The sequence below is a fragment of the Rhodococcus sp. 320_ES genome (genome assembly GCF_059691855.1).
The window spans coordinates 235,529-257,591 of the sequence record NZ_JCAWAG010000004.1; the positions used below are offsets into that span (position 1 = coordinate 235,529).

26 protein-coding genes are annotated in these 22,063 nt (G+C 66.3%); 10 read left to right on the top strand and 16 right to left on the bottom strand.

What is annotated here, in order from left to right; genetic code table 11:
- Window positions 1–2 precede the first annotated feature (2 nt).
- Genes rplE through rplN form a run of 3 tightly spaced genes read right to left on the bottom strand, consistent with a single transcriptional unit; the run spans window position 3 to window position 1,255 of the window.
- Window positions 3–569 carry a 50S ribosomal protein L5 gene (gene rplE / locus AC59JP_RS15595; protein WP_497326718.1) on the bottom strand — a complete coding sequence of 189 codons (567 nt, stop codon included), beginning with the start codon at window positions 567–569 and terminating at the stop codon, window positions 3–5.
- Window positions 569–886, bottom strand: a complete 318-nt coding sequence (gene rplX / locus AC59JP_RS15600; protein ID WP_497326719.1) for a 50S ribosomal protein L24 — start codon at window positions 884–886, stop codon at window positions 569–571. The genes rplE and rplX overlap by 1 nt, the downstream gene beginning before the upstream one ends.
- Window positions 887–1,255 (bottom strand): 50S ribosomal protein L14, encoded by a 369-nt coding sequence (gene rplN / locus AC59JP_RS15605; RefSeq protein ID WP_497326720.1) that lies wholly within the window; start codon window positions 1,253–1,255, stop codon window positions 887–889. It lies immediately after the preceding gene.
- Between the two features lie 410 nt (window positions 1,256–1,665).
- Between rplN and AC59JP_RS15610 the strand changes: the two genes are divergently transcribed.
- From AC59JP_RS15610 to AC59JP_RS15640, 7 genes are all read left to right on the top strand, one after another.
- Window positions 1,666–2,667: a FecCD family ABC transporter permease gene (locus AC59JP_RS15610; RefSeq protein WP_497327084.1), complete on the top strand. Its 1,002-nt coding sequence runs from the start codon at window positions 1,666–1,668 to the stop codon at window positions 2,665–2,667.
- A complete protein-coding gene (locus AC59JP_RS15615; RefSeq protein WP_497326721.1) occupies window positions 2,664–3,434 on the top strand; it encodes an ABC transporter ATP-binding protein in 771 nt (256 codons plus the stop codon). The genes AC59JP_RS15610 and AC59JP_RS15615 overlap by 4 nt, the downstream gene beginning before the upstream one ends.
- Window positions 3,431–4,456 (top strand): ABC transporter substrate-binding protein, encoded by a 1,026-nt coding sequence (locus AC59JP_RS15620; RefSeq protein WP_497326722.1) that lies wholly within the window; start codon window positions 3,431–3,433, stop codon window positions 4,454–4,456. Before AC59JP_RS15615 ends, AC59JP_RS15620 begins: the two co-directional genes overlap by 4 nt.
- 36 nt (window positions 4,457–4,492) lie before the next feature.
- A complete protein-coding gene (locus tag AC59JP_RS15625; protein ID WP_497327085.1) occupies window positions 4,493–5,794 on the top strand; it encodes an AIM24 family protein in 1,302 nt (433 codons plus the stop codon).
- Between the two features lie 76 nt (window positions 5,795–5,870).
- Window positions 5,871–6,887, top strand: coding sequence for an endonuclease domain-containing protein (locus AC59JP_RS15630; protein ID WP_497326723.1), 1,017 nt, complete (start codon window positions 5,871–5,873; stop codon window positions 6,885–6,887).
- A complete protein-coding gene (locus AC59JP_RS15635) occupies window positions 6,884–7,546 on the top strand; it encodes a hypothetical protein (protein WP_497326724.1) in 663 nt (220 codons plus the stop codon). The genes AC59JP_RS15630 and AC59JP_RS15635 overlap by 4 nt, the downstream gene beginning before the upstream one ends.
- A gap of 11 nt (window positions 7,547–7,557) precedes the next feature.
- Entirely contained in the window at window positions 7,558–10,683 is a 3,126-nt protein-coding gene (locus AC59JP_RS15640; protein ID WP_497326725.1) for an ATP-binding protein, read from the top strand.
- Here AC59JP_RS15640 and AC59JP_RS15645 read toward each other — a convergent pair.
- Window positions 10,680–11,372 carry a hypothetical protein gene (locus tag AC59JP_RS15645; RefSeq protein WP_497326726.1) on the bottom strand — a complete coding sequence of 231 codons (693 nt, stop codon included), beginning with the start codon at window positions 11,370–11,372 and terminating at the stop codon, window positions 10,680–10,682. The genes AC59JP_RS15640 and AC59JP_RS15645 overlap by 4 nt on opposite strands.
- 127 nt (window positions 11,373–11,499) lie before the next feature.
- On the opposite strand from AC59JP_RS15645, the gene AC59JP_RS15650 reads away from it, so the two are divergent.
- Window positions 11,500–13,026, top strand: coding sequence for an alanine/glycine:cation symporter family protein (locus AC59JP_RS15650; RefSeq protein ID WP_497326727.1), 1,527 nt, complete (start codon window positions 11,500–11,502; stop codon window positions 13,024–13,026).
- 90 nt (window positions 13,027–13,116) lie between these two features.
- Here the strand turns inward: AC59JP_RS15650 and rpsQ are convergent, their stop codons facing one another.
- The 11 genes from rpsQ to rpsJ are packed head-to-tail and all read right to left on the bottom strand — an operon-like array spanning window position 13,117 to window position 18,408.
- Complete coding sequence (rpsQ, locus tag AC59JP_RS15655; protein WP_497326728.1) at window positions 13,117–13,398, bottom strand: 30S ribosomal protein S17; 282 nt, start codon at window positions 13,396–13,398, stop codon at window positions 13,117–13,119.
- Window positions 13,395–13,640: a 50S ribosomal protein L29 gene (rpmC, locus tag AC59JP_RS15660; RefSeq protein ID WP_188543473.1), complete on the bottom strand. Its 246-nt coding sequence runs from the start codon at window positions 13,638–13,640 to the stop codon at window positions 13,395–13,397. The genes rpsQ and rpmC overlap by 4 nt, the downstream gene beginning before the upstream one ends.
- A complete protein-coding gene (rplP, locus tag AC59JP_RS15665; RefSeq protein WP_497326729.1) occupies window positions 13,640–14,056 on the bottom strand; it encodes a 50S ribosomal protein L16 in 417 nt (138 codons plus the stop codon). The genes rpmC and rplP overlap by 1 nt, the downstream gene beginning before the upstream one ends.
- A 3-nt stretch (window positions 14,057–14,059) precedes the next feature.
- Window positions 14,060–14,866, bottom strand: a complete 807-nt coding sequence (gene rpsC / locus AC59JP_RS15670; protein ID WP_497326730.1) for a 30S ribosomal protein S3 — start codon at window positions 14,864–14,866, stop codon at window positions 14,060–14,062.
- The gene (rplV, locus tag AC59JP_RS15675; protein ID WP_188543470.1) at window positions 14,866–15,270 is read right to left on the bottom strand and encodes a 50S ribosomal protein L22; all 405 of its coding nucleotides are present in this window, start codon (window positions 15,268–15,270) and stop codon (window positions 14,866–14,868) included. The genes rpsC and rplV overlap by 1 nt, the downstream gene beginning before the upstream one ends.
- A complete protein-coding gene (gene rpsS, locus AC59JP_RS15680) occupies window positions 15,267–15,548 on the bottom strand; it encodes a 30S ribosomal protein S19 (RefSeq protein ID WP_027504650.1) in 282 nt (93 codons plus the stop codon). Before rpsS ends, rplV begins: the two co-directional genes overlap by 4 nt.
- A 17-nt stretch (window positions 15,549–15,565) precedes the next feature.
- Window positions 15,566–16,402, bottom strand: coding sequence for a 50S ribosomal protein L2 (gene rplB / locus AC59JP_RS15685; RefSeq protein ID WP_188543469.1), 837 nt, complete (start codon window positions 16,400–16,402; stop codon window positions 15,566–15,568).
- 47 nt (window positions 16,403–16,449) lie between these two features.
- The gene (gene rplW / locus AC59JP_RS15690; protein WP_188543468.1) at window positions 16,450–16,755 is read right to left on the bottom strand and encodes a 50S ribosomal protein L23; all 306 of its coding nucleotides are present in this window, start codon (window positions 16,753–16,755) and stop codon (window positions 16,450–16,452) included.
- Window positions 16,752–17,426, bottom strand: coding sequence for a 50S ribosomal protein L4 (gene rplD, locus AC59JP_RS15695; protein WP_497326731.1), 675 nt, complete (start codon window positions 17,424–17,426; stop codon window positions 16,752–16,754). The genes rplW and rplD overlap by 4 nt, the downstream gene beginning before the upstream one ends.
- Window positions 17,423–18,088 (bottom strand): 50S ribosomal protein L3, encoded by a 666-nt coding sequence (rplC, locus tag AC59JP_RS15700; RefSeq protein ID WP_497326732.1) that lies wholly within the window; start codon window positions 18,086–18,088, stop codon window positions 17,423–17,425. The genes rplD and rplC overlap by 4 nt, the downstream gene beginning before the upstream one ends.
- Before the next feature lie 14 nt (window positions 18,089–18,102).
- On the bottom strand, window positions 18,103–18,408 hold the full coding sequence (gene rpsJ / locus AC59JP_RS15705; RefSeq protein ID WP_003938093.1) for a 30S ribosomal protein S10: 306 nt from the start codon (window positions 18,406–18,408) through the stop codon (window positions 18,103–18,105).
- A 416-nt stretch (window positions 18,409–18,824) separates the two neighbouring features.
- On the opposite strand from rpsJ, the gene AC59JP_RS15710 reads away from it, so the two are divergent.
- Complete coding sequence (locus AC59JP_RS15710; RefSeq protein ID WP_497326733.1) at window positions 18,825–19,286, top strand: hotdog fold domain-containing protein; 462 nt, start codon at window positions 18,825–18,827, stop codon at window positions 19,284–19,286.
- Between the two features lie 9 nt (window positions 19,287–19,295).
- Here the strand turns inward: AC59JP_RS15710 and AC59JP_RS15715 are convergent, their stop codons facing one another.
- Window positions 19,296–20,351, bottom strand: a complete 1,056-nt coding sequence (locus AC59JP_RS15715; protein WP_497326734.1) for an alpha/beta hydrolase — start codon at window positions 20,349–20,351, stop codon at window positions 19,296–19,298.
- Window positions 20,352–20,632: 281 nt separating this feature from the next.
- On the opposite strand from AC59JP_RS15715, the gene AC59JP_RS15720 reads away from it, so the two are divergent.
- Window positions 20,633–22,063 (top strand): wax ester/triacylglycerol synthase domain-containing protein, encoded by a 1,431-nt coding sequence (locus tag AC59JP_RS15720; RefSeq protein WP_497326735.1) that lies wholly within the window; start codon window positions 20,633–20,635, stop codon window positions 22,061–22,063.

The window sequence follows — 22,063 nt, forward strand, 5'->3', positions numbered from 1 at the left end:
GCTCAGATCTCCTTGAACGGGAAGCCGAGGTGCTTGAGCAACGCGCGGCCCTCTTCGTTGTTGGTTGCCGTGGTCACGACGGTGATGTCCATGCCGCGCGGGCGGTCGATGGAGTCCACGTCGATCTCGTGGAACATCGACTGCTCGTTCAGGCCGAACGTGTAGTTGCCGTTTCCGTCGAACTGGGTGCCCGACAACCCGCGGAAGTCCCTGATGCGGGGAAGCGCGATGGAGACGAGGCGGTCGAGGAACTCCCACATACGGTCGCCACGCAGCGTGACGCGCGCGCCGATGGGCATTCCTTCGCGGAGCTTGAACTGCGCGATGGACTTGCGAGCCTTGCGGATTTCCGGCTTCTGGCCGGTGATCGCGGCGAGGTCTGCGACCGCACCGTTGATCAGCTTCGCGTCACGGGCGGCGTCGCCGACACCCATGTTCACGACGACCTTGACGACGCCGGGGATCTGCATGACGTTGTCGTAGGCGAACTCGTTGTTGAGCGCGTCCTTGATCTCGGCGCGGTAGCGCGCCTTGAGGCGAGGAGCAGTCTTCTCTTCGGTGGTTGTCATCAGATGTCCTTCCCGCTCTTACGGGAGATGCGCACGTTCTTGCCGGACTCTTCGTCGCGGCGGTAACCGATACGCGTGGGGTTGCCGTCGGAATCCACCACGGCCACGTTCGACACGTGAATGGGAGCTTCCTGGGTGACGATGCCGCCCGAGGATGCGCCGCGCTCGTTGGCGGAGACAGCGGTGTGCTTCTTGATGCGGTTGACACCCTCGACGAGGACCTTGGAGGTGTCGGGGTAGGCCTGAATGACCTTGCCCTTCGCGCCCTTGTCCTTACCGGAGATGACGAGAACCGTGTCGCCCTTGTGCACCTTCATTTACAACACCTCCGGAGCAAGCGACACGATGCGCATGAACTTCTTCTCGCGCAGCTCGCGGCCGACCGGGCCGAAGATGCGGGTTCCGCGCGGATCGTTGTCGGGCTTGATGAGCACGGCAGCGTTCTCGTCGAACTTGATGTACGAACCGTCCGGACGGCGACGTTCCTTGGTGGTACGGACGATGACCGCCTTGACGACCTCGCCCTTCTTGATGTTGCCACCGGGGATGGCGTCCTTGACGGTGGCGACGATGATGTCGCCGATCCCGGCGTAGCGGCGTGACGAACCACCGAGAACACGGATGCACAGGATTTCCTTTGCACCAGTGTTATCAGCGACGCGTACTCGCGACTCCTGCTGAATCACTCTGATCTCCTCAGACCTGGATGAAAGTACGTAGCGGATTCCGACCCGATACGCGTGGTCTGCTGCCCGGACCGGGGCGTGCTCGAAGCACGCCTCTACCGCAGGCAACCGGTCAAGTGTAGGGAACACGCCGGTGGAACACAAAATCGTCGACCGGCTAGCATTCTGCGCATTCCGGGCGACGAACCCGAGAATCCGATGCGAATTCGGAGCGGTCGCGCCACTGTGACCGTTGCCCAAGGACATTCGTGGGCAACGGGAGCCAGACCTCACTCGTCGCCGACGCACCGATCACGGGCCGCGCACCGCCCGTATGGAGGCCGCCGCATGATCGTTTCGACACCCTCGCGTCCACCCGACTGCACCTGTTGACCTCGCGGCGGCGACCGCCCGCCACCGTCGTTCTCCTGATTCTGCCGGCGCTGCTCGTTCCGAGTCTTGCGCTGGGCACCGCGTTCGGCGCCGAGCCCATTCCGGTCGCGACGGTTCTGGACGTTCTCGCCTCGCGGATCACCGGCGCCGGTTCGGTCTCTCGATCACTCGACACCATCGTCTGGGAACTGCGACTGCCGCGCACGATCCTTGCTGCCGTCGTCGGTGCGGGACTGGCCCTCGCCGGGGCCGCGATGCAAACGCTGGTGCGTAATCCACTGGCCGACCCCTATCTGCTCGGCGTCTCCTCCGGAGCCGGAGTGGGCGCAGCCGCCGTACTGACCACGGGCGCATTCGCTGCAGCCGGGGTGTGGGCGCTGTCCGCCGGCGCTCTGGTGGGCGCACTCGCGGCGGGCGCGCTCGTCCTTCTCGTGGCGCTCGCACAGGGCGGCCTCACCCCGCTGCGACTAGTGCTGACGGGAACCGTTCTGGGAGCGTCGTTCTCGTCGCTGAGCAGCTATCTGGTCTTTCGGAGCAGCGACCCGGCAGCGGCCCAGTCCGTTCTGTTCTGGCTACTGGGCTCACTCGCGGGAGCAGACCGCAGTCGCCTGCTGCTACCGACTGTCACGGTCCTGGTCTGCGGAGTCGTTCTCCTCGCCGCGTCGGGGTGGCTGGACGCATTGATGCTGGGCCCCGACTCGGCCGGCTCGCTCGGTGTTCCCGTGCGGTACCTGCGGCTTGGGCTGTTCCTCCTGCTCGCGGTACTCGTCGGCGTCCTGGTCGCGGTGTCCGGCGGGATCGGCTTCGTCGGGCTGGTGGTTCCCCACATCGCCCGTCTGCTCGTCGGTCCGACGCACAGAGTGCTGCTGCCGACGGCGGCGCTCTGCGGAGCGCTGCTTCTCGTGTGGGTGGACATCGCAACGCGAATCCTGGCTCGCCCCGCGGAGATTCCCGTCAGTGTGTTGACGGGACTGATCGGCGCACCGATCTTCCTCGTCGTCATGGGGCGTCGTCGCTATCGATTCGGCGGAGCGACGTGACCCGCCTGGTCGCGACGGGCCTGACGTGTCGCGTCGGTCGCCGTACCGTCCTGCGAGACGTCGACCTCGCCACCACCGACGGCGAGGTACTGGGCCTGGTCGGACCCAACGGCAGTGGAAAGTCGACGCTGCTGCGGACCCTCGCCGGACTCACTCGCCCGGTAGCGGGAACAGTGACCGTCGGCGACCGTGACCTGCACGGGCTCTCGGTTCGCCGCCGTGCACGCGCGGTCGCGCTTCTCACCCAGGACGAGCACCCCGACGCGGACCTCACGGCCGGCGAGGTCGTCGCTCTGGGACGCACTCCCTACCTGCCTCCCTGGGGTGCACCTCCGTCCGCGGCGATCGGCGACGCACTCGCGCGCGTCGACCTGGCCGGTTTCGCCGAGCGTCGCGTCACGGAACTGTCCGGCGGCGAGCGTCGACGGGTTCTGCTCGCGCGAGCCCTGGTGCAGGACACCGACATTCTGCTGCTGGACGAACCGACCAACCACCTCGACGTCGGGCACTCGCTGCACGTGATGGACCTGATCCGCGGTTCGGGCCGCACGGTCGTCGTCGCTCTGCACGACCTCGCGCTCGCGCGAACCCATTGCGACCGGATCGTCGTGGTGCAGGGCGGCACCACCCGTCCGGTCGCACCGCCGGCCGACGCCCTCTCCCCCTCTGTTCTCGCCGACGTGTTCGGCGTCAAGGCAACGCCCGTGATCCACCCCGACACCGGCGAAACCCACCTGCTCATCACCACCCTCGAGGACCGCACATGAAGAAGCTCGTCTCCGTCCTGCTCGTGCTCGGCCTGGCGGGCTGCACCGCCCCGGCCGCGTCCGACACCACGTCGATCTCACTCGAGAACTGCGGCGCCGAGGTCGGCTTCCCCTCGCCGGCCCAGCGAATGTTCGTCAACGACGGGAACATGGTGTCGATGGTTCTCGCGCTGGAGGCGGAGGATTCCGTGGCTGCGGTGTCGAGCATCCAGCGCGACGAAGAGACGTTGCGCCGCCACTACGGCGACGCCGTCGACTCCTTGAAGTCCGTGGCGCCGGAATATCCGTCGCGTGAAACGGTGCTGGCGCAGGACCCCGACGTGATGGTCGCCGGGTGGAACTACGGCTACAGCGAGGAGAAGAACCTCACCCCGGCATCGCTGCAGGAGGACGGCATCGCGCCCTACATCCTGACCGAGAGCTGCAGGCAGCAGGACGGGGAACGGGCTCGCGGCGTCGTTGCCCCGTGGGACGCCCTGCGTACCGATCTCACCAATCTGGGCGCCATCATCGGCCACACCGACGACGCGGGCCGCGTGGTCGCCGACCTCGACACTCGACTGGCCGCCCTCACGTCCGCGCCGAAGGCCGAGCGCCCGCCGGTGGTGTTCCTGTTCGACAGTGCCAGCGACACCGTGTACTCCAGCGGGAAGTTCGGTGCCCCGCAGGCGATCATCGACGCCGCGGGCGGAGTGAATGCGCTCGCCGACCTCGACGACACGTGGACGGCAGTGTCGTGGGAGCGAGTCGCGGCCGCGAACCCCGACGCCTTCCTCTTCGTCGACTACCCGCCGCAGACCTTCGAGGAGAAGGTGGCGCTGCTCGAAGCACGTCCCGGAATCTCCGCCATTCCCGCCGTCCGCGACCGGCGGTTCCTGAACCTGCCGTACGCGCTGTGGACCAGCGGACCGCTGAACATCGATTCGGCCGAGCAGGTTCGCGCGCAGTTCGAGGCCTGGGGGCTGGTTCCGCCGTCGGAGGTCAGGGCCCGATTCGACGATGCGGTGAGCGCCGCTGGGTAGCTCACGATCTGGCCGCATCCCGGGAAACCGTGCACACTGGACGCCGTGAAGACCCTCGCGCGCGGAGAGAACTGTCCCGCACCGTCGGACACCCTCGGTGTGACGGTGGCAGGGGCATCCGCCCTCGACGTCTCCGCCCTGTTGCTCGGCACCGACGGCAAGGTCCGATCGGACGCCGACCTCGTGTTCTTCAACAATCCGTCCGGCCCCGGAGTCCGGTATGACGGCCGGATCGTGCACGTACAGACCGCGCAGGTTCCGCCCGACGTCGAGACCATCGCCATCACCGCCAGCCTCGACGGAACCGGCCCGGCGACCTTCGCAGGAGCCGGTTTCCTGGCGATCGGTGTCGCCGACTCGAGCGGCCAGGAACTGGTGCACTTCGACATCACCGGTCTGAGCACCGAGTCGGCCGTCGTCTGCCTCGAGATCTACCGCCGCGCCGGAGCGTGGAAGATTCGCGCCGTCGGGCAGGGCTTCGACAACGGATTGGCCGGTATCGCAACGGCTTACGGAATTTCGATCGACGACGAACCGGCGCCCGCGCAGCCTGTTCACCAACCCCCACCACCGCCGGCACCGACCCAGGGAGCGCTACCCATGCAGAGCGAACTGTTCGCCCCGAACTACGCCGAGTCCAGCGCCGGGATCGGTATTCAGAAGCAGGGCAGCAAGATGGCCAAGGTCGGGATGAACGGCGAGGTCATGGCGCGCGCCGGATCGATGGTCGCCTATCAGGGCGATCTGAAATTCGAGGCCCTCGGCGCCGGCGGCATCGGAAACATCGTGCGCCAGAAGCTGTCCGGCGAGGGTGTGCCCCTCATGAAGGTCAGCGGCCGCGGCGACCTGTTCCTGGCGAACGCTGCTCAGGACGTGCACATCATCGACCTCGACGGCAGTGACGGGCTCACGATCAACGGCGCCAACGTGCTCGCGTTCGACACGACGCTGTCCTACAAGATCGGCCGAGTGCAGGGCGCGGCCATGGGCAGCAACGCCGGCCTGTTCAACTGCGTCTTCACCGGTCGCGGACGGATCGCCATCACCACCGACGGCGTTCCGGTGGTGCTGAACGTCGACCAGCCCACGTTCGCCGATCCCCAGGCAGCAGTGTGCTGGTCGTCGAGGCTGCAGACGGGCGTCAAGCGCAACGACCAACTCAACTTCGGAACCTTGATCGGCCGGAGCACCGGCGAGCGCTTCACCCTGTCGTTCTCGGGTCAGGGCTTCGTCGTCGTGCAGCCGTCCGAGGAGCCGCCGGGCGGCATGATCGGCGGAACCGGTGGTGGGCAGCAGTCCGGTGTCGGCGGCGCGCTGGGCGGTCTGCTCGGACGGTGAACCCGCCCGACGCGGCTCATTGCTCCCGCGTACGGTTTCGGGGGATGGAACCGGGCGAAATGGGGGTGCCGCCGCTGTGACCGACGTCCGTGTCGACGCGCCGCCGTGGTGGCAGCGGCTACCGCTGGACCGGGTGATCCGCCTCGACGGTGCGCCGCTGCGCGACCTCGCCGAATCCGTCGATCCCCTTCCTGCCGACGCCCCCGCTCCGTTGTTCGTCTCGCTCACCGACGGTCCGTCCTCCCAGATGGTGACCTTCGTGCTCGACGCGCTCGAGCACGCGGCGACGGACCTCGTGCCGATGTGGCTTCCGGGGTTCGACGACGGTGATCGGTCGACGCTGGCGCGTGCGGCCGCGCGGGTCCGCGCTCACGACGTCGCGGCCGGCTCGGCGCTCTACGGCCCGTACCTCGCACATCTCGTCGACGCCCGACTGGCCGAGCGGACTCCGAGCAGCGACGCGTTCGCTCGCGAGACGAGGGCGACGGAGGTCGCTCGCGTGATCGCCGCTGCGTACGGCCGATCGTCGACCGTCCTGATCCTCGACGTGCAGGACGACGCCGACCCCGACGAGGTGGCCGCCGCCGCGGAGTGGTTGTGTGGCAACGGCATCGGCGTATGGCTGACCGGCGGACACCGAGTCGAGCGATTCCCCCGCATCAGGGTGGCCGCGCCGAGTGCGCCGCCCGACGCCGCCACGATCGTCGATCGCTTTCGTCCGTCGAGCTTCCCTCCGGTCGAGGGTCGGCCTCACGCGGCGTCCGCTGCGGAGGGCACGCTCCACCGGCTGCTCTCTGCCCGTGAGTGGGCCACGGGCCGCGGTCACAACCGTGTCGTGAAGTTGACGGAGCTCTCCGAGCCGTTCACCGTCGACGTGCTGTGGGCCGAGGAGAAAGTGGTCGTGGAGATCGACGGTCCGGAACACCGCGCACGGGACAAGTTCTCCGCCGACCGCTCGCGCGACAACGCCCTGCAGACGCACGGGTACATCGTTCTGCGCTTCACCAACGAGGACGTCCAGGCCGACCACGAACGCGTGTTGGCGACAATTCACAAGGCTGTGGCACAACGATCGAAGGGGGCACTCGGATGAGCGCAGACGACTTGACCGGTACGGAGATCGCCGTGCTGATGGTGCTGATGGCCGAGGCGCGGGCGGTGCGCAACCCCGACCTGGCCCTGTTGGGCCCGGAACTGAAGAAGCCTCAGCGAGACCGCTTACGCGCCAAGGGGTTGATCGAGATCGTGGGGAACCGTCCGATGTCGCTCGAACTCACCGACAAGGGTTGGAAGTTCTGCGCCGACCTCATGGGAACCGAGGCACCCAAGGGCGCAGCGGGGCCGAGCAAGGCGCTCTTCACCGTCATGGCAGGGCTGGGACGGTGGTTCCACCGCGACGACATTCGTCCCGCCGAGGTGTTCTTCCCCCGCGACACCCCGGCCGTGATCTCGGTCCCGCCCGCGCAGGCGCCGATCGTCATCGCCCCGACCGTCGATGTCGAGCAGCAGGTCCGCGACGCCTACGCGTCGCTGGCGTCGGAACCTGGTGCGTACGTGCGCCTTTCCCGGCTGCGTCCAGCGCTCGACGCGGTCCCCCGTGCCGAGTTCGACGCCGCCGTCTCCGCTCTGCAACGACAGCCCGGCGTCACTCTGATTCCGGAAGAGAACCAGAAAACGCTCACCGACGAGGACCGCGACGCTGCGGTCGTCGTCGGCAACCAGCACAACCACCTCCTGGCGATCCACTCGTGATAGGTAACGTCGTGAACACCGCTGCCGAACAGATCCGTGCACTCGAATCCGTCCGCCTCAGTTGGGCTCCCACACCCGACGACGTGTGGCGTTCACAGTCCGACGTCCACGTTCCGGGCCTGCACGATCGAGTCTTCTCCGACGTGATGAACGCGTACGCCGACGCCGAGAAGTCCGACGACGCAAGCCCTCTCGGTGTCGTGGTCCGCGGACCGGCCGGCTCGGGCAAGACACACCTGCTCGGACAGGTTCGCGAGGAGGTGCAGGATCGCGGAGGCTACTTCTTCCTGATCAGGCTGCTCGACGCGGCCGGGTTCTGGCGCTCGACACTGATGGGCATGCTCGACGACCTGACGCGCCCGTCCGGCCGAGCCGGCGTCAGCCAGCTCGGTCTGATGCTCACGCGCATGTGCGAACTCGGCGGCATCGACGGTGACCGTCGCGCGAAGGTGTTGGGCGAGTCCATGATCGACCTCGACGCGCTCAACGACTTCGTGACGGCCGTCTACAAGGTCCATCCCCGGCACAGGCGCACATCGCAGCACACGCTGCGCGCCCTCGTACTCTCCATCGCACCGGACCCGACGGTCCAGGACATCGGCGACGCGTACCTCCAGTCCATCGACGACGTCTCCCCGGAGGAGTTCGAGCCGTGGGGAATTCGCCGGGCCGAGCTCGGACACCAGGGCATCGCGGAGAACATCTCGCGGCTGCTCGCGATCACGGGACCGACGATCCTGGCCATCGACCAGATCGACACCCTCGTCGCCCAGGCCCGCACGGGCGCGGACAAGGTTGCTGCCGACGCACAGGAGGACAAGGTCGTCGAGCATCTCGCTCACGGACTGATGTCACTGCGAGAGACGTTGCCGCGTACGGCATCCGTGTTGTCTGCGCTGTCCAGCGCATGGGACCTCATCGCCACCCGCGGTACGGGTCCGGTGAAGGATCGCTTCCGCATCACCCAGGATCTCGAGCGCATCCCGTCGTCCGAGGTGGGACGACTTCTGCTCGGACGGCGCCTGCAGGCATGCTTCCGTGAGGTCGGTTTCGTTCCCCCGCACGCGACGTGGCCGGTGGCGAAGGAGGCGTTCGAGCAGGCGCCGGACTTCACCCCGCGCCAGCTGCTCATCGCGGTCGACCGACACATCCGGCACTGCCTGGACATCGGTGAAGCACGGGAGCTCGTCGACTTCCGCGAGAGCAGCGGGCCGTCCGAGAAGCCCGTGCTGCTTCCGATCGCGCAGACCGAGACGGACGAACTCGACCGTCGCTACGCCGAACTCCGTGCGGCCGCAGATCTGTCCGAGCCGATCAGGGGTCTCACCGAGGACACGGTTGTCCCCGCGCTCCTCGCCGCCGGCCTCACGGCGTGGATCCACGAACACCAGTCCTCGGACGACAGCCTCGCGCAGGATCCGCCTCCCAGCGGCAAACCGGCACTGCACGCCCGCCTGCGGCACACCGTCGACACCGACACCGACGACGAAGAGCACTGGTGTTTCCGGGCCGTCACCAGCCTGAACGCCCGCGCCGCACTCGCGCGCGTCGAAAAGGCAGTCACCGCAGCAGGACTGAACATCGACATGCCGCGGCGCAAGCTGATTCTGATCCGCAACAGCGACTGGCCCCGCGGCGCCAAGACCGAGCAGACTCTGGCAGCGTTCCGGCGTGCCGGCGGCGTGCAGGCATCGTTGTCCGACGACGACCGGCGGTCGCTGTCCGCGATCGGCACGCTGCTGTCCGAGAACTCGCCGGCCCTGACCTCGTGGCTGCTCGCACGCAAACCCGCACACGACGTCGAACTGTTCCGCGAGGTGCTTCCCGCCGTCAGCGTCGTCGACGACGACACCGCGCTCATCGCCGCCGAACCCGCGGCAGCCGTGCAACACTCGGGGACATCGCCGTCACCGACCATCGTGGTCGGCAGCGACGTCACCACCAACGCAGAGGTGCAGATCGCACTCGAAGCGCTGCGCAAGCACACTGCCATCTTCGCCGGCTCCGGTTCCGGCAAGACCGTCCTGATCCGTCGACTGGTCGAAGAGGCTGCGCTGCACGGTGTCTCGTCGATCGTGTTGGACATCAACAACGACCTCGCTCGCCTCGGGACCGCGTGGCCGGAGGACGAGCGCACCTGGCCGCCCGGCGACGAGTCCAAAGCGGCTGCATACCTCCGTGATACGGACGTCGTCGTCTGGACGCCCCGTAAATCGGCGGGCCGCCCGCTGAGCTTCCAGCCGCTCCCCGACTTCGCGTCGGTACTCGGCGACAAGGACGAGTTCGACGAGTCGGTCGAGTCAGCCATGGCCGCACTGGCCCCCGCAGCGGGCATCAAGGGCGGATCGGAGAAGGCGTCGCACCGAGAAGCGGTGCTGCGAAGGGCCGTCGACAGTTTCGGTCGTTCCGGCGGACGCACGCTGGATCAGTTCGTCGACCTGCTCGAGGACCTTCCGGAGGACGTCTCGGAGATGCGCGACGCCATTCGCATCGCCGCGGGCCTCGCCGAGAACCTCAAGGCCGCGATGACCAACGACCCGATGTTCGCGGGAGCGGGAACACCCGTCGACCCGGCGGTTCTGCTCACACCCGCGCCGGGGAAGAAGGCTCGGGTGTCGGTGGTGAACCTGTCGGGCCTGACGACGGAGGACCAGAAGCACAACTTCGTCAACCAGTTGCAGATGGGCCTGTTCGCGTGGATCAAGAAGAACCCCGCGGGTGACCGTCCACTCGGTGGGCTCTTCGTGATGGACGAGGCGCAGAACTTCGCGCCGTCGGACCGCACCACGGCAGCGACCCGCAGCACGTTGGCGCTGGCGTCGCAGGCACGCAAGTACGGGCTCGGGCTGGTGTATGCCACGCAGGCACCGAAGGGCCTGCACAACCGCATCGCCGGGAACGCGTCGACTCAGTTCTACGGACTTCTCAACAGTCCCGCGCAGATTGCGGCGGCGCAGGAGATGGCCCGAGCCAAGGGTGGGTCGGTGCCCGACGTCGGGCGTCTCACCGCGGGTCAGTTCTACGCCGCGGTGGAGGGATCGGAGTTCCGGCGAACGGCGACGCCGCTGTGCCTGACTTACCACCCGAAGAGCCCGCCGACCGAAGAGGAAGTGCTGGCGATCGCCCGGGCCGACTAGGCCTCGAGCGCGCCGGCGATGCGCTGCTCGATCTGGGCGTACGCCATCGTTGGCAGCGAGACGAGCCCTTCGAGTTCGGCGCGTGCCTTACGGTAGGCCGCCTGGCGCTCGGCCGGGGTCGCGCCGCCGTCCATCGCCATCCGGAGCAGCGATTGCGCGCGGTTCAGCCGGTTCTGCTCCGCCTCGCTGAAATCACCGCGCCGGCGGCGTCGAGCCTCGGACTCGGCGGCCGCGAAAGCGACGGAAAAGTCGTGCACCGCAGCACGATACGACGACTGCGCCTCCAGCTTGCCCAGCAGATCGTCGGCTCTGGCGGGCCGCAGGGAATCCGCCTCGAGCTTCGCGCGATGGAACGCCTGAGTCATCGGGTCACGCATGTTGGTCATCATCGGGAAGTCGAGCAGGTTGATGACGTCCGTCTCGTACGCGAACCAGCGGGTGTTCACGTCGTCGTGCTCGGCGAGCGTCTTCTCGATGCCGCGGCGCTGCGTCTCCTCGTCCACCTTCGTCGCGTTGGCCAGCTCGAGTCGCTTCACCTTCGCTTCCTGCTTGATCCGATAGCGCTCGAGCCGGCGCTCGGCGCGACGCTCGTTGGCCGCGCCGATGCCCTTCACAGCGCCGGCGATCGAGCCGCCGAACACGAACACCAGCCACCAGTAGTTCCCGGCGAAGTCGAGCAGCTGATCCATTCACGTCCCCTCGATCGATCCGTCAGACCATCGTAGGACAGAGCTTCCGAGTCAATATTTGGTAAATCGTGGGTCAATTGCAGCCATTGTGGTCGCACGATGTCCGATTTACGGCTTTCCTTGATCCATGAACTCCTCACCGATGTACCTTGCCGCCGACGGTGGAGTGCTGACGTCCCTCGAGAACGCCATCAACAGCGCGTTCGAGCCGATCACCGAGGCAGCAACCACCGTCGTCTTCTACTCGATCGACATCGGTGGCGCCTCCGTGCCGCTCGTCGTCCTCTGGCTCCTCGCGGGCGCGATCATCTTCACCGCCACGTTCAAGTTCTTGCAGGTCCGCGGGATCAAACATTCCCTCGAACTGGTCCGCGGCAAGCACGACGACCCGGATGCGCCGGGCGAAGTGAGCCACTTCCGCGCGCTCACGGCAGCAGTGTCCGGCACGGTCGGGCTTGGCAACATCGCCGGCGTCGCGGTCGCCGTGACGCTGGGCGGGCCCGGAGCGACGTTGTGGATGATCCTCGCCGGCTTCCTGGGCATGGCCACGAAGTTCGTCGAGTGCACACTCGGAGTCAAGTACCGCGACGTCCACGAGGACGGCACCGTGTCCGGCGGTCCGATGAAGTACCTGACGAAGGGCCTCGCCGAGCGAGGGTTCAGCAGGCTGGGCAAGATCATGGCCGGCGTCTACGCCGTCATCATCATCTTCTTCGGTATCTCCGGCGGAAACATGTTCCAGGCCAACCAGACCTACGCACAGGTCCGCAGCGTCACCGGTGGTGAAGACGGATTCCTCGGCTCCGACGGAGCGAAGTTCGCCTTCGGACTCGTCGTCGCCGTCGTGATCGGGCTCGTCATCATCGGCGGCATGAAGTCGATCTCCGCGGTAACCGCCAAGCTGGTGCCGTCGATGGCCATCATCTACATCCTCGCGTGCGCGGTCGTCATCGGCGTGAACGTCGAGCAGGTCCCGAGTGCCTTCGCCGCAATCGTCGAGGGAGCGTTCTCCCCCACCGGTGTCGCGGGCGGCGTCCTCGGCGTCATGATCATCGGCATCCAGCGCGCCGCCTTCTCCAACGAAGCCGGCCTCGGATCCGCGTCGATCGCACACTCCGCCGTCAAGACGCGGCACCCGGTGACGGAGGGCTTCGTCGCGATGCTCGAGCCCTTCATCGACACCGTCGTCATCTGCACCGCCACCGCCCTCACCATCGTCATCGCCAACACCCAGACCTGGCAGGACCAGCGCCAGATCGTCGCCGACACCGGGGAGCTCCCCGCGGGAGGCGTCACGCTCACCTCCGACGCATTCGAAACCGTGCTCCCCTGGTTCCCCTACATCCTGACCCTGGCCGTGGCGCTGTTCGCGCTGTCGACCGCGATCACGTGGGCGTACTACGGGTCGCAGGCGTGGACGTCGCTGTTCGGTCGCAGCGCGCTCGCCAAGCACAGCTTCAACGTCATCTTCTGCGTCTTCACCGTAGTCGGCACCGTTCTGTCCCTCGGTTCGGTGCTCGACTTCGCCGATGCAGCGCTGTTCGCACTTGCCTTCGTGAACATCATCGGGCTGTACATCCTGCTGCCGGTGGTACGGACGGAACTGCGCGAGTACATGGCGATGCGCAAGGGCAAAGAGAAGGTGGACGTGTAGCGAGGTCCGGACAGCACGAAGCCCCGGTCACGCTGAGTGACCGGGGCTTCGACTGTTGCTACAGGAGTAGAGCCTGCGGAACGACCAGAATTACTTGGCCTTTTCGAGGACCTCGACGAGCCGCCAGTGCTTCGTGGCGGACAGCGGACGAGTCTCCATGAGCTGAACGCGGTCGCCAACGCCGGCGACTCCGTTCTCGTCATGGGCCTTGACCTTGGTGGTGCGGCGGATGATCTTGCCGTAGAGGGCGTGCTTCACACGGTCCTCGAGCTCGACGACGATCGTCTTCTCCATCTTGTCGGAGACGACGTAGCCGATACGAACCTTGCGGCTGTTACGTGCTTCTGTGCTGGTCACTGTTTCCTCGCTCATGCGGCGTCACCTGCCGTGTCCTCGGCCGGTCCGGCGGCAAGCCCGAGCTCACGCTCGCGCATCACTGTGTAGATCCGCGCGATCTCGTGGCGAACCACACGCAGACGACGGTTGTTGTCCAGCTGGCCGGTGGCCATCTGGAAGCGGAGGTTGAACAGCTCCTCCTTCGATTCACGAAGGCGGGTGATCAGTTCTTCTTCTGTGAGCTCGCGGAGCTCAGCAGCCGGGGTACCGGTAGCCATCAGAACTGCACCTCCCTCGTGATGATGCGTGCCTTGATCGGCAGCTTGTGGATTGCGCGAGTGAGTGCCTCTCGCGCGATCTGCTCGTCGGGGTAGCTGAGCTCGAAGAGCACGCGTCCCGGCTTGACGTTGGCGATCCACCACTCGGGCGAACCCTTACCGGAACCCATGCGGGTCTCGGCAGGCTTCTTGGTGAGCGGGCGGTCCGGGTAGATGTTGATCCAGACCTTGCCACCACGCTTGATGTGGCGGGTGATCGCGATACGAGCCGATTCGATCTGACGGTTGGTGATGTAGGCGGGCTCGAGAGCCTGGATGCCGTAATCGCCGAACGTGACCTGCGTGCCGCCCTTGGCGGCGCCACTACGACCCGGGTGGTGCTGCTTGCGGTGCTTGACCCGGCGGGGGATCAGCATGCGTCAGCCCTCCTTCGTGGGCTCGGCCGAAGCAGGAGCCTCAGCTGTTGCGGTTGCTGCGCGGCCGGCCTCGGTGCTGGTCGCCGTGGTGCCCGAGGCACCGCTGCGACGCGGACGGGTCGGACGCTCGCGACGGGGACGATCGCCTGCCGGAGCAGCGGCGGCAACGGCTTCACGCTTGCCACCGACGATGTCGCCCTTGTAGATCCAGACCTTCACACCGATGCGGCCGAAGGTGGTCTTCGCCTCGTAGAGGCCGTAGTCGATGTCCGCACGCAGCGTGTGCAGCGGAACGCGACCTTCGCGGTAGAACTCCGAGCGCGACATTTCCGCGCCGCCCAGACGACCCGAGCACTGGACTCGGATTCCCTTGACGTTCGGCTGACGCATGGCCGACTGGATGGCCTTGCGCATGGCGCGACGGAACGCGACGCGGTTCGAGAGCTGCTCGGCCACACCCTGTGCGACGAGCTGCGCCTCGGACTCGGCGTTCTTGACCTCGAGGATGTTCAGCTGAACCTGCTTGCCGGTCAGCTTCTCGAGCTCGGAACGGATGCGATCGGCCTCGGCGCCGCGGCGACCGATGACGATGCCGGGGCGTGCGGTGTGGATGTCGACGCGAACGCGGTCACGCGTGCGCTCGATCTCGACCTTCGCGATGCCGGCCCGCTCCATGCCCGTGGCGAGGAGCTTGCGGATGGCGACGTCTTCACCGACGTACTCCGAGTACTGCTTGTCTGCGTACCAGCGCGACTTCCAGTCGGTCGTGATGCCGAGGCGGAAGCCGTGCGGGTTGATCTTCTGGCCCACTACTGAGCTCCCTTCCGGCGACCACGTGTCGAGCCGCCCGTTTTCGGGATGCTCTCCACGATGACCGTGATGTGAGACGTGCGCTTACGAATGCGGAACGCGCGACCCTGTGCACGCGGCTGGAAACGCTTGAGGGTTGCACCCTCGTCGACGTAGGCAGCAGCAACGATCAGCGTGCTCGGATCGAGGTCCAGGTTGTTCTCCGCGTTGGCTGCCGCGCTGGCGACGACCTTCGCAACCGGCTCGCTGGCCGCCTGCGGTGCGAACTTGAGGATGTTGAGTGCGTCGGTGACGCTGCGGCCGCGGACCAGATCGACGACGCGTCGCGCCTTCATCGGCGTCACACGAACGTGCTTGGCCGTGGCCCGAGCGGTCGGGTTCGCGGTCTCGGTGTAGTTGGTCATCGCCGCTTCGCCTTCCGGTCGTCCTTGATGTGACCCTTGAAGGTCCGTGTCGGTGCGAATTCACCGAGCTTGTGTCCGACCATGGCATCGGAGACGAACACCGGCACGTGCTTGCGACCGTCGTGGACGGCGAAGGTGTGACCGATGAAGTCGGGGGTGATGGTCGAACGGCGTGACCAGGTCTTGATGACCTGCTTGGTGCCCTTGTCGTTCTGAACGTCCACCTTTTTCAGGAGGTGGTCGTCGACGAACGGGCCTTTCTTCAGACTGCGTGGCATCTGCTACTCCCTCCTGATTATCGCTTGTTCTTGCCGGTGCGGCGGCGGCGGACGATGAGCTGATCGCTCGGCTTGTTCTTGCGGGTGCGGCCTTCCGGCTGTCCCCACGGGCTGACCGGGTGGCGACCACCGGAGGTCTTGCCCTCACCACCACCGTGCGGGTGGTCGACCGGGTTCATGACGACACCACGGACGGTGGGGCGCTTGCCCTTCCAGCGCATACGGCCGGCCTTGCCCCAGTTGATGTTCGACTGCTCGGCGTTGCCGACCTCGCCGACGGTGGCGCGGCAGCGCACGTCGACACGGCGGATTTCACCGGAGGGCAGACGCAGCGTGGCGTACGTGCCTTCCTTGCCGAGGAGCTGAGCACCGGCACCGGCGGAACGAACCATCTTGGCTCCGCCACCCGGACGCAGTTCGATCGCGTGGATGGTGGTACCCGTCGGGATGTTGCGCAGCGGCAGGTTGTTGCCCGGCTTGATATCGGCCGTCGGACCGGTCTCGATGGGCGAACCCTGCGAGATGCCCTTGGGCGCAACGATGTAGCGCTTCTCGCCGTCCGCGAAGTGCAGGAGGGCGATGTTCGCGGTGCGGTTGGGGTCGTACTCGATGTGAGCGACCTTGGCCGGCACGCCGTCTTTGTCGTTGCGACGGAAGTCGATGAGACGGTATGCGCGCTTGTGACCGCCACCCTTGTGCCGAGTGGTGATGCGGCCGTGGGCATTACGCCCACCGCGTCCGTGCAACGGTCGGATGAGCGACTTCTCCGGTGTCGAGCGCGTGATCTCCGCGAAATCGGAGACACTCGCGCCACGACGACCGGGAGTGGTCGGCTTGTACTTACGAATTGCCATGTTTTTCTCGTCCCTTGATCCTCGAGGACCCTCGGTGCGCCGGCCGCCTAAGCGACCGGGCCCCCGAAGATCTCGATGGGCTTGCTGTCAGCCGAAAGGGTCACGAGCGCGCGCTTGGTGCTCTTGCGCGTGCCGTAGCCGAAACGGGTCCGCTTGCGCTTGCCCTGCCGGTTCATCGTGTTGACGCTGGTCACCTTCACACCGAAGATCTTCTCGACGGCGATCTTGATCTGCGTCTTGTTCGAGTCGGGCGCCACGATGAACGTGTAGGTCCCTTCCTCGATCAGTCCGTACGACTTTTCCGAGATGACCGGAGCCAGCAGGATGTCGCGGGGATCGGCAATGGTGCTCACTTGCCCTCCTCCTTGCTACCGGTCTTGCCGGCGATGTACGTGTTCAGGGCCTCGACGCTGAAGACAACGTCGTCGGCTTCGAGCACGTCGTACGTGTTGAGCTGATCGGGAGCGATCGGGTGGATGCCCTCGAGGTTCTGCACGGACTTCCATGCAGCGAGGTCCTCACGACCGATGACCAGAAGCGTCTTCTTGCGATCGTGCAGCTCGGACAGGAAGGCCTGCGCGCCCTTGGTGGACGGGACCTGACCCGGAACGAGTTCGGTGATCACGTGGATGCGCTCGCTGCGTGCCCGGTCCGAGAGCGCTCCGCGCAGGGCGGCGGCGATCATCTTCTTGGGGGTCCGCTGGCTGTAGTCACGCGGCTGCGGTCCGTGGACGGTTCCACCGCCGACGAACTGCGGCGCGCGGGTCGAGCCCTGACGTGCGCGGCCGGTGCCCTTCTGGCGGTACGGCTTCTTGCCGCCGCCGCGGACCTCGCCACGAGTCTTGGTCGAGTGCGTGCCCTGCCGTGCGGCAGCGAGCTGCGCGACGACGACCTGGTGCATCAACGCGATGTTCGCGGTGACGTCGAAGAGCTCCGCGGGGAGATCGACGGTGCCGTTGGTCTTGCCGCCGGCTTCCTTGACATCGAGAGTCAGCTTCGTGCTGCTCTTTTCGAGACTGGTCATGCTCGCGCACCACCCTTCACTGCGCTCTTGACGATCACGACGCCGCCCTTGCGGCCCGGGATCGCGCCCTTGATGAGCAGGAGACCGTTCTCGGCGTCCACCTTGTGGACCGAGAGGTTCTGCGTCGTGATGCGGTCGCTACCCATGCGGCCCGACATGCGCATGCCCTTGAAGACACGGCCGGGGGTCGCGCAGCCACCGATGGAACCGGGACGACGGTGCACGGCCTGTGCGCCGTGGCTCGCGCCCTGACCCTTGAAGCCGTGACGCTTCATGGTTCCGGCGAAGCCCTTGCCCTTGCTGATTCCGGTGACGTCGACGAATGCGCCGTCCTCGAACTCGGACGCGGTGAGCTCCTGGCCGACCTCGAACACGGACGTGTCGGCGACACGCAGTTCGGCGAGGTGGCGACGCGGGGTCACGCCGGCCTTGGCGAACTGACCGGTGACCGGCTTGTTCACCTTGCGCGGATCGATGGCGCCGAAGGCGACCTGCACGGCGCTGTAGCCGTCGCGCTCCTCGGTGCGGATTGCGGTGACGACGTTCGGGTCCGCCTTGATGACGGTGACCGGAACGACGCGGTTGTTCTCGTCGAAGACCTGGGTCATGCCGAGCTTGGTGCCCAGAATTCCCTTGGCCGGACGGTTCTTGTTGTCAGTCAATGTCTTCTCCGCGCTCACTGGATGTTGACGTCGACGCTTGCCGGGAGGTCGATGCGCATGAGCGCGTCGACCGTCTTCGGCGTCGGGTCCAGGATGTCGATGAGCCGCTTGTGTGTACGCATCTCGAAGTGCTCGCGCGAGTCCTTGTACTTGTGCGGCGAACGAATGACGCAGTACACGTTCTTCTCGGTGGGCAACGGCACAGGTCCGACCACGCGTGCCCCGGTGCGGGTCACGGTCTCGACGATCTTGCGCGCTGACGCGTCGATCGCCTCGTGGTCGTAGGCCTTGAGCCTGATGCGGATCTTTTGTCCCGCCACGCTTATGTCCTCTTCCTTGCCCGGTGAATATCGGCTGTTCTTTCGGTACTTCGCTGCACTCACTCGACTCGAGGAGGCGTAAGCGGTTCACGACGAACGAACAAGGCGGGGTGCGGGCGCGCTCGAAAGCACTGACGCATCTCGTTGCCACTGTTCATCTGTCATGGTTCTCCGGTCCACGCGGTCGGGTGTGTCTCAAACCCACGCATGATTGTCCGGATGCGCCTACTTGCACAGGCGCTGCTGTACATCCTTCATCGAGCAACTGCATCAACCCCGCCTCGGTGGAACCATGCGGAGGCCGCACGAATCCCTCACCTTGGTCAAGGCAACCCGAACAGTATGGACCACGAGAGGGTCCGAGTTCAAATCCACCTCGTATCGCGGGAACTTACCGAGAAGTAAGGTAGGGCCTCATGACATCGTCGACTTACGCCATGTGGAACAAGCTGCCGAAAGGCCCTGTTCAGAGCATCGCCTTCTCACTCGGTATGTGCGTGCGGGTGCCGTACTTCCGGACCGTTCTCCCCCGCGTCGTCGAACTCGAGCCCGGCCGCTGCGTCGTCACGGCGCCGAAGTGGTGGGGGGTGAACAACCATCTGAAGACGTTTCACGCCATCGCGGCCTGCAACATCGCCGAGATCGCGATGGGAATGCTGGCCGAGGCGACGGTCCCGTCCACCCATCGGTGGATTCCGAAGGGCATGAACGTCGCCTACCTTGCGCCGGCCACGACCGGACTGCGGGCCACCGCGGAACTGTCAGGGGTGGACTGGACGTCCGAGGGTCAAGAGGTGATCGTGCCCGTCTCGATCGCGGACAAAACAGGCCGAGAGGTCGTGCACGCCGACATCACCATCTGGGTGACGCCCCGCTAGACAGAGGGTTCAGGCGCCGATCGAATCCCGCATCATCGGCCACGCGTTGTGCAGATCCTCTTCCCAGTACGCCCACGAGTGGGTGCCGTTGGGGCGGAAGTCGAAGGTCGCCGGTATCCCGAGCTGGGAGAACCGGTCGGCCAACTGGTGCGTGCACGAGTTGGTGATGGCTTCGATGCCGCCGCCCAGGACGATCCGGTCGACCAGCGTGCTGACGTTGCCGTTGATCCGCGGGCTCTGCAGGTTCTCGTCGAAGCCGGGAAGGCCGTTGCCCGAGGTGATGTAGTACGGAATCCGCGGGAGCCGATCGGCCTGCAGAACAGCGTCGTTCGCTGCCCAGTCCGGGTCGTCGGGCTTGCCCCACATGTTGACGGTCTCGCCGCCCCCGCGGGCCTCGACGACCAGCTTCACGTACGCCTGGCCCAGTTCGTCGGAGGTGCGTGCGCACCCGCTGAACGCTGCGACGGACGAGTACAGCGTGGGCGCGTTGGCCGCCAGCATGAACACCGAGCTGCCCGACGTCGAGATTCCGGCGATCGACTGCTTCCCGGTCGCCCCGAACGATTCGTTCAGAACCGGCGGCAGCTCCTTGGTGAAGAAGGTGGTCCACTTGTTGCGCCCGAGCTCGGGGTCGTCGCGCTGCCAGTCCGTGTAATACGAGAACGCGCCGGCGCGAGGGATCACGACGTTGACGTTCTTGTCGGCGAAGAAGCCCTGGACGTCGGCCTGATCCGGCCAGTTGCTGCCCGAGTCCTCGCCGCCGCTGGCGCCGTTGAGCAGGTAGACCGTCGACCGCGGAACGGATGTGTCGACGGGACGGAACACCTGCAGGTCCACGGTGCGGTCCATCGACGGCGAGTAGACGGTGACGTCGTAGCGCCGTACGCCGGGGACCTCGGTCACGGAGACCACGCGGGTGCCGTCGGCGGAGGTGACTCCCGTGGCCGGCGCGGAGGAGACGGGAACGGCCGCGGCAGGAGCGGCGGTGATCACCGCGGCGGTCGCGATCGCCAACGCGCTCGACAGCACGACGGACAGAGAACGTCTCGGGAATGGGGTGCCCATGCGCACAAATATCGCACGGCCCGCTCGACGCGTTCCGAACAACGTCGTTTCGGTGACCACACCGTTAGTCGACGCCGTCAATCGACCGAATGACACAGTGTCTTGTTTCGAATGAAAAACCGGCAAAAGGCTTGTTGTGACGTTGCCCTAGCGGTACTTTTATCCGAAATCGGAATGTACCGGGCGCGCTCATCGATTCGGGGCGGCGAGCGCCGGGGAGGATCTCCATGATTTCCAAGCGATTGATCGCTACACAGAAGCGCCCTGAGTCCGGAACGCCCATGACCGGTCGCGACGCCCTGAACTACTACTTCGAGTCTCCGAAGACGAGCGCCGCCGTCATCGCGACCTGGGTGATCGACGCGGCCAAGGCGACGGCGCCGATCCACACTCACGCGGACGCCAAGGAGTTCGTCGCCCAGTTCCTCGACGTCGACCCCATGTTCCGGCGCCGGTTGCGGACGGTCCCCGGACACCTGTCGTTCCCGGTGTGGATCGACTGCGAGGTCGACCTCGACCGGCACGTGTTCACCACTACGCCCGACATCGCGGACCACAGCCGCTACATCAACGACAAGATCGCCGCGCTCGCATCGACGCAGCCGCGCTTCGACATCCCGCCGTGGGCAATACATTTCGTGCTCGACGTCCACGGAGTCGACGGCATTCCCGAGGGCGGAATGCTCATGATCATGCACACCCACCACAGCGCGATCGACGGAATGGGCCTCGCGAAGCTGTGCACGCAGATCCTCGGCACCGCGCCTCGCACCGCACCCTCCGACGCTCGGCTGGTGTCGGTACCCACCGCACCGCAGGCACTGCGACGGGTTCCCGGCGACGCCCGCCGCTTCGTCTCCACGTTCCGTACGCACTCACGCGCCATGCGTGCCCGCCGTAAGGCCGGGTCGGGTGGGTCGAAGCCCGTCAAGCGTCCGGCGACGCGGTTCAACCGGAACCTTCCTCCGGCCATGATCTACGACCAGACGCCCTTCGATCTCGCACGCATCCGCCGGATCAAGTCGGGGTTCGGGAACGTCACGGTCAACGACGTGATGATGACCGTGATCTCCCTGGCACTGTCGGACTACCTCCGCGACGCGGGCGAGCTTCCCGCGGAATCGCTCGGCACGTCCATCCCGATGAGCACGCGGTCGATGAACAAGAACGAAGCGGGCAACGCGAACCAGATCGCCGTCGTCATGCTCAGCCTGCACACCGACATCGACGACCCGGTGGCCCGTCTGCGCGCGATTCACGCCTCGGCCGAGGCGGCGAAGAATCGGGGCACCACTCAGACCACGCAGCTGCCGACCAATCCCCTCTTCGCGGCTCCTGCCCCGCTGCTCGCCCTGCTGTCGAAGTTCATGAAACATCCCAAGAAGAACCCGGACACAGCGCTGATCAACACCATGATCACCAACCTGTCGTACGTCCGGGACCCGCTCGAGTTCCGCGGCGCTCCGATGGTCGGCGTCTTCGGACCGCTCCCGACTGCCGAGGGGATTCAGCTCGCCCACTGCATCGCGTCGTACGGGCCCACGATGTGGCTCTCGGTGACCTCGAACCGCGCGCTGATGCCGGACACCGGGCGGTACGTGGAGCTGCTTCGACGAGCCGTGGACCGCCTCGAAGCCGCGTCCGACACGGCCGCGGTGGAGCCGGTCGCCGTCGAACGTCGACTTGCGGAGGCTTCGCAGAACACGGCCTGA

What these genes read in the sequence shown, in the direction of transcription:
- rplE (WP_497326718.1), bottom strand. Translation starts at nt 569, where the DNA reads ATGACAACCACCGAAGAGAAGACTGCTCCTCGCCTCAAGGCGCGCTAC.
- rplX (WP_497326719.1), bottom strand. Translation starts at nt 886, where the DNA reads ATGAAGGTGCACAAGGGCGACACGGTTCTCGTCATCTCCGGTAAGGAC.
- AC59JP_RS15620 (WP_497326722.1), top strand. Translation starts at nt 3,431, where the DNA reads ATGAAGAAGCTCGTCTCCGTCCTGCTCGTGCTCGGCCTGGCGGGCTGC.
- AC59JP_RS15635 (WP_497326724.1), top strand. Translation starts at nt 6,884, where the DNA reads ATGAGCGCAGACGACTTGACCGGTACGGAGATCGCCGTGCTGATGGTG.
- AC59JP_RS15645 (WP_497326726.1), bottom strand. Translation starts at nt 11,372, where the DNA reads ATGGATCAGCTGCTCGACTTCGCCGGGAACTACTGGTGGCTGGTGTTC.
- AC59JP_RS15650 (WP_497326727.1), top strand. Translation starts at nt 11,500, where the DNA reads ATGAACTCCTCACCGATGTACCTTGCCGCCGACGGTGGAGTGCTGACG.
- rpsQ (WP_497326728.1), bottom strand. Translation starts at nt 13,398, where the DNA reads ATGAGCGAGGAAACAGTGACCAGCACAGAAGCACGTAACAGCCGCAAG.
- rpmC (WP_188543473.1), bottom strand. Translation starts at nt 13,640, where the DNA reads ATGGCTACCGGTACCCCGGCTGCTGAGCTCCGCGAGCTCACAGAAGAA.
- rplP (WP_497326729.1), bottom strand. Translation starts at nt 14,056, where the DNA reads ATGCTGATCCCCCGCCGGGTCAAGCACCGCAAGCAGCACCACCCGGGT.
- rplV (WP_188543470.1), bottom strand. Translation starts at nt 15,270, where the DNA reads ATGACCAACTACACCGAGACCGCGAACCCGACCGCTCGGGCCACGGCC.
- rpsS (WP_027504650.1), bottom strand. Translation starts at nt 15,548, where the DNA reads ATGCCACGCAGTCTGAAGAAAGGCCCGTTCGTCGACGACCACCTCCTG.
- rplB (WP_188543469.1), bottom strand. Translation starts at nt 16,402, where the DNA reads ATGGCAATTCGTAAGTACAAGCCGACCACTCCCGGTCGTCGTGGCGCG.
- rplD (WP_497326731.1), bottom strand. Translation starts at nt 17,426, where the DNA reads ATGACCAGTCTCGAAAAGAGCAGCACGAAGCTGACTCTCGATGTCAAG.
- AC59JP_RS15710 (WP_497326733.1), top strand. Translation starts at nt 18,825, where the DNA reads ATGACATCGTCGACTTACGCCATGTGGAACAAGCTGCCGAAAGGCCCT.
- AC59JP_RS15715 (WP_497326734.1), bottom strand. Translation starts at nt 20,351, where the DNA reads ATGGGCACCCCATTCCCGAGACGTTCTCTGTCCGTCGTGCTGTCGAGC.
- AC59JP_RS15720 (WP_497326735.1), top strand. Translation starts at nt 20,633, where the DNA reads ATGACCGGTCGCGACGCCCTGAACTACTACTTCGAGTCTCCGAAGACG.